We start from the raw sequence: 11,583 nt of genomic DNA on the forward strand, positions 1-11,583 counted from the left end.
TGTTAATCTCCTCTCTTTCTCTTTTTCTGTTTTACAATTCGGTATTTATAGTGTTCATCCATACTCTTTTCTAATACGCTCACGTCCTCCCTAGTAATAAAAAACGCCCCTACGTAAATACGTAGGGACGACAAAAATATCGCGGTACCACCCTAGTTATGAAGATACACCAAAGTTAGAACCTAAATAAAAAACGTCCCTACGCAAATACGTAGGGACGATAAATTATCGCGGTACCACCCTAGTTATGAAGCCACAACAAAGTAAGACCTAAATAAAAAACGTCCCTACGTAAATACGTAGGGACGATAAATATCGCGGTACCACCCTAGTTGTGAAACAATCTTCACCACTTTATTTGATAACGGTATAAACTACCGTCTTTCATTTCCTCATAATGTGAGATTTATGAAAGATGCTCCAGGACGAACTTCATGAATAATCTATATACTGATTCACACCAACCATCAGCTCTCTGAAATAGGGAGATATTCACTACTATACCCTTTCATTGCCCAAATATTATTTTCCGAATTGATTACTATCATTTTTATCACACATTAAAAATAGTGTCAACTTATATTTTGAATTTTTATGTATTACATTCTATTTAAAAATGTAAAATATGACTTTTAAATGAATAGTATTAGAACATTTATGGTTTATACTGTATTAACTTCTCGAACAGGTTTATAGTAGTATACGATAAAGTGAAACTTTAATCAGTGGGGGGTTTTGTTCATCCCCACTGATTATTAGCCTTCACCAATCGGGCTTTTACGGGCAGCCGGATCCCCACCTAACTTCTTTGCTTCCGCTGAATTTTGAGATGGGGGTCTTACTGCCCGTTAATGCGGGACAAATGCAGGACAGCACGAGTAGGAGGAAAGAATTTTGTCTACTTCAAAAGTTTTAAAAGGAACTGCTTTATTAAGCGGCGCGACAATGATTTCACGTATATTAGGTTTTATATACTTCTTCCCTTTTCAACTATTAGTGGGAACACAAGGGGTCGCTTTATATGGATATGCATACTCTTGGTACGGTATTTTATTAAGCTTTTCAACTGCCGGTATCCCTATTGCCGTTTCCAAATTCGTTGCAAAGCATAATGCGCTTGGTGATTATAGTACAAGCAAAAAATTATACAACTCTAGCGTAAAATTAATGTTGTTTATGGGCTTTTTAGGATTTTTAATTTTATTTATTGGAGCACCATACATATCACAATTTATTATTCGCTCGAAAACGCCAGATCCACAATTTATCGCTGACGTAACACTTACGATGCGAGCATTAAGTTTTGCACTTATTATCGTACCAGCTATGAGTGTTACACGTGGTTATTTCCAAGGATTTCAACATATGAAACCAAGTGCTGTTTCTCAAGTCGTAGAACAAATTGCGCGCGTTGTTTTCATTTTAGTTGGTAGCTTCATCGTCTCAAAACTATTAGGAGGTTCCGTAGCCTCTTCTGTTGCAGTTGCTACGTTTGGAGCTGTTATCGGAGCGCTTGCCAGCGTTTCGATTTTAATGATGTACTGGAAAAAATATAACCGATTAAAGCCTCCCGAAGGAGAATTAAAGTCAAGAGCATCGAATATCCCATTAAAAAATATTTATATAGAACTACTTCGATATGCAATCCCAATTGTATTTGTCGGTATTGCAATTCCGCTTTACACGTTAGTAGATCAATACACTGTAGCTGATGTCCTTAGAGCAATGGGAGAGCCTTTAGAAACAGCGAATGCAGTTTTCGCTTATATAACGAACTATGCCCAAAAGTTAATTATGATTCCAGCTTCACTTGCAACTGGATTCTCATTAACGATCATTCCAGCAATAACGAAATCTTATACAAGCGGGAAACTAGAAGAATTACAAGAACAAATTTCAAAGATATTTCAAGTCTTATTATTCTTCACTATCCCAGCTGCATTCGGTCTTGCTAGCATCGCTTACGATGCATTCCGCATGGTTTATGTAGACCCTAAAATTGCACTTGATGGATCACAGTATTTAATTTCATTTGCACCTTCTGCTATATTAAGTGCTATTTTCACAGTTTCAGCAGCTATATTACAAGGAATCGATTATCAAAGAAAAACGATGATTGCATTCTCAGTCGGTATTCTCGTTAAAGTTTTAGTAAATACACCACTCTTACATTTGTTTGGCGGACACGGTGCTGTACTTGGAACCATTCTTGGATACCTCGTTTCCAATGTTATTATGTTGTACTGCATCGTTAAGTTTGCGAAATTTAAAATGGGTGAGACTGCAAAAACAGTACTTCTTATTACGATTTACTCCGCTGCAATGTCTGCTGTTGTAATTGCTTTAAAAACGATTTTAAAATGGTTAATTCCTGGACAATCTTATATCGAATCACTTCTCATTGTATTTATATGTGGCGCTGCAGGAGGACTTGTTTACCTTTTATTCGTCCTTACGAGCGGACTTGCTTCACATATTCTCGGTGATAGGATTCAACGATTACCATTACTAGGAAAATTAGTAAAATAAAAACGAAGAGATGTAACCCCTTGTTACATCTCTTCGTTTTTCACTTCGCATATTGAATACGTTTTTGTTGTTCAGCAATATTTAATTCTGGAACATGGTGTTCTACTAAATGTAATAGTTCTTCGATTAACACTTCTAACTCCTGTACACTATACTCCGGTTTCCCTATTAACGTATTCGCCATTCTCTCGTATAGATTTTCTGGCTTAATACTCATTTGTTCCACATTATTCGGCATCCATTTAAATGCTGGGTGATGTACATACATTTTATTCAGACCAAATAAGACCCCAAATATATTCCTTTGTACTTCACACATAACATCATATAGCATAAGCCAATCTTTTCGTTTTAAAAGAGCCTCTCGATTATGCCAGCGATTGCTTAACCAAAGATTTTCTGAAATCATCCGTTTCACTAAATCTTCTGGATACGCTACCACACTATCTTTTAATTCATTCACTTTCTCTTCTCCATACAAACTAACACCATCATGAACGGATGATACGATACATTGTTTTTCATAACTTATATCATATTGATCCACCACATCCGAAATCACTTTCTCTACTGTTTCTGTTAAAAAGTTACTAATCTCTAATTTAATTCCCTCTTTCGTCAAATATGTTTCCGACCATTCTTCTTCCTCGTAAGGATGATAGGACAAAATTGTTCCACCAATATGGTTAATAGGCCCTTTACGATCCTCATCCTCTAATGGTGCTGACCATAAAATATGTAATTCTATATCTGAATGTTCATCTTCTAACTTTCTAGCTACTGAACCCGCTAAAATAATAGCCTCCACTTTCGGATTTTGCCTATAAATCTCCGACATTTCTATCGCTTTCTCTTTTAATCCCACTTCATTTCCCCCTAAAATTGCAGTACACCCTTATTTTTTCCATTTATCTATTTCGATATTAAGCATTATATTTCCTTTTCAAAGTTTCACTAAATCATATTTCTACCCAATAACGCTGAATAATTTCACCAGTATGAGAAGAAACTACTTCATTTTCTAACACGCCGCCAACTTTTTGAATCGTTTTAGCCGAAGCGATATTAACTTTATCACAAGTTATTAACACTTTCTGCAACCCTAACTTTTGCGCTTCATCTAATGCGAGTTTTAATTGTTTTGTCGCGTAACCTTGGCGACGTTTATTCGGATGGACACTATATCCAATATGACCACTTTCCCACAATAATTCTTCGTTTAATCGATGTCTAATATTCACAAAACCTATAAGTTCCCCTTTTTCAAAACTTAAAAATTGGCTAGATGGTACTCGATTAGCTTGTAAGTTTTCTCCCACTTCTTGTATACTCATTTTTTCAAACCATTCATCGAGAGAATCAAAATTTTGTAAAGAACTACTACCATGTGGTTGTTCCTCAGCATTTAAAAATGCCTCCCGGTACTCCAAAATTTGTTCACTATATTCATGTGTTGGTTTTAATAGTTTCATTGTCATTCTCCCCTCTCTCCAACCTAAAACAAACACCTTAATCGTGACAATTTCACGATTAAGGTGTTTCTATCATTTTCATTCAAATAATCCCATACTTAAATAACGCTCACCTGTATCAGGTGCAATACATAAAACTTTTTTACCAGCGCCTAATCGTTTTGCAATCATAATCGCTGCATAAACAGAAGCTCCAGAAGATGGCCCTACTAATAAACCTTCTTGCCTAGCTAAGTTTCTCATTGTCGTTAAAGCCTCTTCGTCTGCAATTTGAATAATTTCGTTATACACTTCTGTATTTAAGTTTTTCGGGATAAACCCTGGACTTGTTCCTACTAGTTTATGAGGACCTGGAACACCACCTGATAAAACGGGAGATCCTTTCGGTTCTACTACTGCAATATATAAGTTTGGTAGTTTCTCTTTTAACGTTTCACCAGTCCCAGTAATCGTTCCGCCTGTTCCCGCCGTTGCTACGAATGCATCAAGCTCTCCATCCATTTGTTCATAAATTTCAAGTGCAGTTGTATAACGATGAATATTCGGGTTTGCTGGGTTTTCAAATTGTTGCGGAATAAAACTATTTGGAATTTGCTTTTGCAGTTCTAATGCCTTCGCAATCGCTCCTGGCATTCTTTGTTCTGCTGGTGTTAAAACTACTTCCGCTCCGTATGCTTTCAATAAATTTATACGCTCTTTTGACATATTATCTGGCATAATTAAAATCGCTTTATACCCTTTAGCAGCTGCATTCATCGCTAAGCCTATTCCTGTATTTCCACTTGTCGGTTCAATAATTGTATCTCCTGGTTTGATGAGACCATTCTCTTCTGCAACGTGCAGTAAATTATAGGCAGCACGGTCTTTCACACTGCGTGACGGATTAAACATTTCCAGTTTTACATACACATCTGCTGCGTCTTCTGGAATAAATTTAGATAATCGGACGACAGGTGTATCCCCTATTAATTCTGTTACGTTTTCACATAATTTCATAGCGCATCCCCTATTCTATCGTTTTCTTATCACTTGGTAATAACCAAGAAGTAAGTCCAATTAATGGTAGACAACTACATAGTAACATAATGAATTGTAGACTATATATATCAGCCAATTTCCCAAGGACTACAGATCCTAAAGCTCCGAGTCCAAACGCAAGCCCTACAATTAATCCCGATACCATTCCTACTTTTCCAGGAACAAGCTCTTGCGCATAAACAACAATTACACTAAAACTACTTGAACTAATAAAACCGATACATAAAAATAACGGTACAACCCACACGAGCGACACGTGAGGTAGCAAAAGTGCAAGTGGCGCCGAACCTAGCATTGAAAATACAATAATTGTTTTCTTTCCAAATCGATCTGCCAGTGGACCACCAAAGAAAGTTCCTAATACACCAGCAATCATAAATGCGAATACGAAATACTGGGCATTTTTTATAGATAAACCGTAATGCTCAATTAAGTAAAATTGATAGAAATTCCCGATACCAGCACCGTACCAAGATCGTACAAAAGTAAGAAAAACAAGAAGTAATATAACAAATTTAATATGTGTACTGACAATCGCATTTTCTGCCTCAAGCGCAGCCCTCTTTTTTCTTCTCACAGCGCCAGTTGCTAATTCATTCCTATACCAATTTGATACGAAAATTAATAACACAATTCCTACCGCTGCAAATGCGGTAAAACCTAAAGAACCAATTTGGCCGAGCGGAACGAAAATTAAAGCTGTAAAAATAGGAGCTAAGGAGTTCCCTGTATTTCCTCCTACTTGATAAATCGCTTGCGCTAAACCTCGCTTTGCACCGGACGCCATATAAGCAACACGAGCACCTTCTGGATGAAAGACTGCGGAACCTAATCCGATAAATAAAACAGAAATAATAACAATAATAAAGTTCGGTGCAAATGCAAGTCCAATCATCCCAAGCATACTCGAAAACATACCGAGCGGTAATAAAAATGGTGATGGCTTCTTATCTGAATACATACCAAAAACCGGCTGCATAATCGATGACGTCATATTTAATGCAAACGCAATCCACCCTACTTGCATATAGGATAAATTCATCGTTTTTTCCAAAATAGGAAATAATGCCGGCACGACTGCTTGCATCGAGTCATTTAAAAAGTGACCGAAACTAATCGCAAATAGTATTCGGTATATTGTCGGTGTTTCTACTGTGTTTTTTTGCGAAACTGCCTGCATATGTGTATTTCTCCTTCCTGTACAAAATATATATTTATTACAGCAGGTGTAATAAATTCTGACTTTTGAAACATTTCTATTCTATACTGGTTTCATTTCTTTTTCCAGAAATATCACTTTTTACATAATATATTTTCTCTATATGTTTTATCGGATTTATTTATAGAAATTTTCTATATTTTCTTTTATACTAAGGCAGAGATGAAGGAAAGGATGACAACTATGAAGAAAAAAACAAAAGGAATCGTTGCACTCTCAATCACGTTATCTATGTTTTTAACAGCATGTGGTCAAAAACAAGAGGCAACAACTACTGGAGAAAAGAAAAAAGAATCTTCAAAACAAGTATTAAACATTGTAGAAGCTGGGGAAATTTCTACACTTGATTCATCTATCGCAACCGATGGGTTTTCTTACGCTGCTTTAAACAACGTAATGGAAGGATTATATATGCCTGGGCCTGACAATAAACCTGTTCCTGCAGCAGCTGAATCATACAAACTGAGCGAAGACGGAAAAACATATACATTTACATTACACGATTCAAAATGGTCAAATGGCGATCCAGTAACTGCTCATGATTTTGAATATGCATGGAAACGTGCCGTAAATCCAGAGACTGCTTCTGAATACGCACATATTATGTTCGATATTAAAAACGCAGAAAAAATAAATAAAAAAGAATTGCCAATTGACTCATTTGGTGTAAAAGCAATTGACGATAAAACATTAGAAGTACAGTTAGAACACCCTGTTCCATACTTTTTAGGTTTAATGGGATTTGCAACATTTTATCCTCAAAACAAAAAGGTTGTAGAAGCACAAGGGAAAAATTACGGACTTGAAGCTGCAAATGTAGTTTATAACGGACCTTTCCAATTAAGTGAATGGAAACATGATACAAGTTATAAAATGACAAAAAACCCGAACTACTGGGATAATAAAAATGTGAAATTAAATGAAATTAATGTAAATATCGTAAAAGATACTTCAACAGCTGTTAATTTATTTGAAAGCAAACAAGTAGACCGAATTACAATTAATTCAGAGTTTGTTGATAAATATCAAAAAGATCCGAGCTTAAAGAAAATGGAACGTCCTTCCGTGACATTTTTCCGATTTAGCCAAAAGAATCCTTTATTAGCAAACAAAAACACTCGAAAAGCTATTTCGCTTGCTTTTGATAAACAGGGAATCGCAACAACGATTTTAAATAATGGTTCTATCCCTGCGAATGCATTCGTTCCGAAAGGATTCGTAAAAGGACCTGATAATACAGATTTTCGCAGTACAAGTAATGTAAAAGTAGAAACAAATGTGAAAGAAGCTAAAGCACTATGGGAAACTGCGAAAAAAGAAACAAACTTACAAAACACTTCTCTTTCAATCATAACAACTGATGAATCTAACGATAAAAAAATTAGTGAGTTTTTAAAAGGTGAACTAGAGAAAAACTTACCTGGACTAAAAATCACATTACAACCCCTTCCAGTAAAGGCATTTTTAGACCGTGAAGGAAATGGCGATTTTGAAATTTCACTTTCCACTTGGGGACCGGATTATCCTGATCCTACAACATTTTTAAATATGTTCGTCACAGACGGACCGTTTAATAAGATGAGTTACTCAAACAAACAATACGACGAATTAATTGAGAAAACGAGCTCTACTTTAGTAACTGACTTACCAGCACGTTGGAAAGCGTTCCAAGATGCAGAGAAAATCTTACTTGAAGATGATGCAGCTATCGCTCCAATCTTCCAATCAGGACTTGTATATTTAGAACGTCCAACAGTAAAAGATGTTGTTGTTCGTCCATTTGCAGGAATTTATTCTTATAAATGGGCCTCTATTACAGAATAAGAAAAAGGCGATCCTAAAGCATATTAGGATCGCCTTTTTTATTAAATTGCAAAACGCTTATACTTCTCGTAATCGCTCGTCTTACATTCTACTTCTAGTTTCGTACCTTCGTTTTCATAACTCGTAGATAGAACGTGCGCATGATTATTAAAATAAGAAACTACCTGTCCTTGATCATACGGAATTAACATTTCACACTTCGTATACTCTTTATAGATGTGTGAGCGAATCATTTCTACAAGTTCTTCAATTCCAACATGTTTCTTCGCTGATAAATAAACGCGGTCTTCTTGCACTTTCGGAATTTCAACATCTACCATATCTGATTTATTATAAGCATAGATTGTTGGAATATTTTCTACTCCAATTTTCTTTAACGTTTCATTTGTAATATCAATTAACTGTTCATAATTTGGATTTGCGTAATCTACAACATGAATAAGTAAGTCTGCTTCCGCTACCTCTTCCAATGTTGAACGGAATGCTTTTACAAGATGATGCGGTAATTTACTTACAAACCCAACAGTATCTGTTAATAAGAATGATTTGTTATCTGGCAAATCAATATTTCGTACAGATGTTTCTAACGTCGCGAATAACATATCTTTTTCAAATACTTGTTTTTCTTCTGTACCATTATAAATTTCAAGCATCGCATTCATCGTCGTTGACTTTCCTGCGTTCGTATAACCTACTAATGCTACAACTGGTACTTCATTTTTCTTACGTTGCTTTCGCTGTGTTTGACGCTGCGCAACAAGTGCCTCTAAATCCTTATTTAAAACTGAAATCTGCTCTTCAATTTTACGACGGTCTAATTCTAATTTCTTCTCACCGACACCTTTATTTTTCGTACCAACGCCGCCACTCTGTCTTCCTAATGATTCACGAAGACCGATTAAACGAGGCATCATATACTGAAGATGCGCTACCTCTACTTGCAACTGCGCTTCTTTCGTTTTCGCACGTTGCGCAAAAATATCTAAAATTAATATGGTACGATCAATAACTTTACAATCTAAATCCGCCTCTAAATTTCGAATTTGTGAAGGAGATAATTCGTCATTAAAGATTACCATATTCGCATCTACTTCATTTACATAGGCTGCTACTTCTTCAATTTTTCCTTTTCCAATATAATGGGATGGATTAACTCGTTGTAAATTTTGCGTCACTTGCCCAATTACCTCTACATCACAAGCTTCTGCAAGATTTGTTAACTCTTCCATCGAATAAGCAAAATCATCTTCCTTACCTAAATTTACTCCAACTAAAACTGCTCTTTGTAATAATTCTTCCATATATTTATTCCTCCATTTCGATTACGTAAAATAAAAAACACAGGTCGCTGCCTGTGTTTTCGTAAACGGATAAGGGTTCACCAAAGAAACAGGAGAAAGTTATATTTTCCTCCTACTTCATAGTCAAAAAGTCCCAAAATCATATACGTATCCACAATAAGTGTTCACCTATACGATCCCATTCTATTTATAAAGGCAAAACAAAAAGAGGGCGTATTCGTCCCTCCCTCTTTTTCACATATAAGCTTAATAAAGGGTTCCTTTAAAATAGGCAGACCAATCCCGTTCACTCTGTACACAGACAGAGCCTTTGAGCGCTATTCAATTATTGGCACAAAGTATTGAGACGTAATCTGATTAAGATCAAAGGAAGCCCCTCCGTTCATTTTAAGTTACATAAAGTGTAGCATAAGTAATTCGCTTTCACAAGATTTAACAACCTATCTCACGCTAAAGAAATTCTTTATATTTTTACTTTAAGCGTCATTTTTTGCGCGTTTTTCTTACAATAAAAATAACAACTGCAATAATCAATAACACACCTATAGAAATAACAGCAACTTGCCACCAACTTAAACCGTTCACCATCTCACCTTTTAAATCCACTTTCTTCGTTGGAGCTGACTCTTTTGCAATATGACTTAAGGCGTTTCTCTTCAGCTCTGCCTCATCTAATCTCTGTGTTCCACTACAAATAGATGTCTCTAATTTTTCCTCCCCTCTATAAGAAGAAAAGACTAAATATTCTCCTCCCTCTGCAAAACGAAATGTACAGCTACCAAAGCTTGTATATATAATAATTTGCGAAGAGCTTGTCCCTTTCCAAATTTTCTTCACTTCAAATAATGTTTTCATTTCCCCATCTTTCTCTTGAACTTCTAACACCTTACCTTCAAACACTACATTAGTTTTTTGTAACCTCTCTTCTGGTGATGCTTTCATACACTCACAAGCGTAAGACTTCTCTGCTAAAACAATAAGAATAAAACTACAAATAATGACAACAGGCAATATATACAAAGTTCTTTTCAAAGAGCCCAACTCTCTTCATAATCAATTTTAAAAACTTATCGTATATTATTTTTACACCACTCGCCAAATTCCTTCATAGTAAGTTAAGCATTATCACTTCAATACAATAAAAATCTTTATTGACATTTTCATAACCTGATATTAGCATCAAGTTATAAAAAAAGTTAGGAGATGCTCCCATGCATTCTAAATCTCGTATTACTGCAATTGGTACTTATGTTCCAAATCAAATATTATCTAATAACGATTTAGAGAAAATGATTGATACGAATGATGAATGGATTGTACAAAGAACAGGAATGAAGGAAAGACGAATCGCGAGCGAAGACGAATACTCCTCACACTTAGCCATTAAAGCAATTGAAAATTTATGTACAACTTTTAAAAAGAACTTAGAAGATATAGACTGTATCATCGTCGCTACAACAACCGCTGACTATATTTTTCCGAGTGTCGCGTGTCAAATACAACAACACTTCAACATACCTCATACAATAGCATTTGATTTAAATGCAACTTGCGCTGGTTTCACATATGGCCTGCACGTCGGTAATAGCTTAATCACTTCTGGATCACACGAAAAAGTACTTGTCGTAGCAACAGAGACATTATCTAAAGTTACTGATTACAGCGATAGAACGACTTGTATTTTATTTGGCGATGGTGCTGGAGCTATTTTATTAGAAAGAGATGAAAACAAACCGAGCTTTATTGCTGCTCATATGGGAACAAATGGGCACGGTGGCATTCATCTATACCGAACAAACTTATCTACTACTATGAATGGTACACCACTGCAAACAAATGAAAAAATCGTTCAAAATGGGAGAGAAGTATATAAATGGGCAACTCGCATAGTACCAGCAGGCATAAAAGAACTATTACATACCGCAAATATGAAAATAAATGATATAGACTGGTTTATTCCTCATAGTGCTAATTTAAGAATGATTGAATCTATTTGTGAAAAATCTCAAATTCCAACACAAAAAACATTAACGAGCGTGGAATATATGGGGAATACATCTTCCGTCTCTATTCCACTCGCTCTAGATTTAGCTAGAAAAAAAGAAAAATTAAATAACGGAGACACACTTTTACTATACGGATTTGGCGGTGGTCTTACGCATTTAGGCCTTATTGTGGAGTGGGATTTAAACTAACATTT

9 protein-coding genes and 1 other annotated feature are annotated in these 11,583 nt (G+C 35.7%); of the genes, 3 read left to right on the plus strand and 6 right to left on the minus strand.

Features of this window, described 5'->3' with window-relative positions:
• Positions 1-298: 298 nt before the first annotated feature.
• Positions 299-521, minus strand: a binding site (T-box leader).
• Positions 522-894: 373 nt separating this feature from the next.
• Positions 895-2,529: a polysaccharide biosynthesis protein gene (locus QEP67_RS18935; protein WP_000107874.1), complete on the plus strand. Its 1,635-nt coding sequence runs from the start codon at positions 895-897 to the stop codon at positions 2,527-2,529.
• Positions 2,530-2,569: 40 nt separating this feature from the next.
• Here the strand turns inward: QEP67_RS18935 and QEP67_RS18940 are convergent, their stop codons facing one another.
• The 4 genes from QEP67_RS18940 to QEP67_RS18955 all read right to left on the minus strand — a co-directional run bounded on the left by QEP67_RS18940 (position 2,570) and on the right by QEP67_RS18955 (position 6,219).
• Entirely contained in the window at positions 2,570-3,394 is an 825-nt protein-coding gene (locus QEP67_RS18940; RefSeq protein WP_000523191.1) for a DUF4037 domain-containing protein, read from the minus strand.
• A 94-nt stretch (positions 3,395-3,488) separates the two neighbouring features.
• Positions 3,489-4,001 carry a GNAT family N-acetyltransferase gene (locus QEP67_RS18945; protein WP_000771305.1) on the minus strand — a complete coding sequence of 171 codons (513 nt, stop codon included), beginning with the start codon at positions 3,999-4,001 and terminating at the stop codon, positions 3,489-3,491.
• Between the two features lie 78 nt (positions 4,002-4,079).
• Complete coding sequence (gene cysK / locus QEP67_RS18950; protein ID WP_000762271.1) at positions 4,080-4,997, minus strand: cysteine synthase A; 918 nt, start codon at positions 4,995-4,997, stop codon at positions 4,080-4,082.
• A gap of 10 nt (positions 4,998-5,007) precedes the next feature.
• A complete protein-coding gene (locus tag QEP67_RS18955) occupies positions 5,008-6,219 on the minus strand; it encodes an MFS transporter (RefSeq protein ID WP_001149431.1) in 1,212 nt (403 codons plus the stop codon).
• Positions 6,220-6,441: 222 nt separating this feature from the next.
• Here QEP67_RS18955 and QEP67_RS18960 point away from each other — a divergent pair, with 222 nt between their 5' ends.
• Positions 6,442-8,082, plus strand: coding sequence for a peptide ABC transporter substrate-binding protein (locus tag QEP67_RS18960; RefSeq protein ID WP_048566890.1), 1,641 nt, complete (start codon positions 6,442-6,444; stop codon positions 8,080-8,082).
• Between the two features lie 41 nt (positions 8,083-8,123).
• Here the strand turns inward: QEP67_RS18960 and hflX are convergent, their stop codons facing one another.
• Both hflX and QEP67_RS18970 read right to left on the minus strand, forming a co-directional pair.
• Positions 8,124-9,383, minus strand: coding sequence for a GTPase HflX (gene hflX / locus QEP67_RS18965; RefSeq protein ID WP_000391873.1), 1,260 nt, complete (start codon positions 9,381-9,383; stop codon positions 8,124-8,126).
• A gap of 483 nt (positions 9,384-9,866) precedes the next feature.
• Positions 9,867-10,415: a cobalamin biosynthesis protein CbiN gene (locus tag QEP67_RS18970; protein ID WP_048566889.1), complete on the minus strand. Its 549-nt coding sequence runs from the start codon at positions 10,413-10,415 to the stop codon at positions 9,867-9,869.
• Positions 10,416-10,594: 179 nt separating this feature from the next.
• Between QEP67_RS18970 and QEP67_RS18975 the strand changes: the two genes are divergently transcribed.
• Positions 10,595-11,578 (plus strand): ketoacyl-ACP synthase III, encoded by a 984-nt coding sequence (locus QEP67_RS18975; protein ID WP_000555766.1) that lies wholly within the window; start codon positions 10,595-10,597, stop codon positions 11,576-11,578.
• The last annotated feature ends 5 nt before the right edge of the window (positions 11,579-11,583 follow it).

The sequence above is a fragment of the Bacillus cereus group sp. MS39 genome (assembly GCF_040448665.1).
GTDB lineage: Bacteria > Bacillota > Bacilli > Bacillales > Bacillaceae_G > Bacillus_A > Bacillus_A wiedmannii.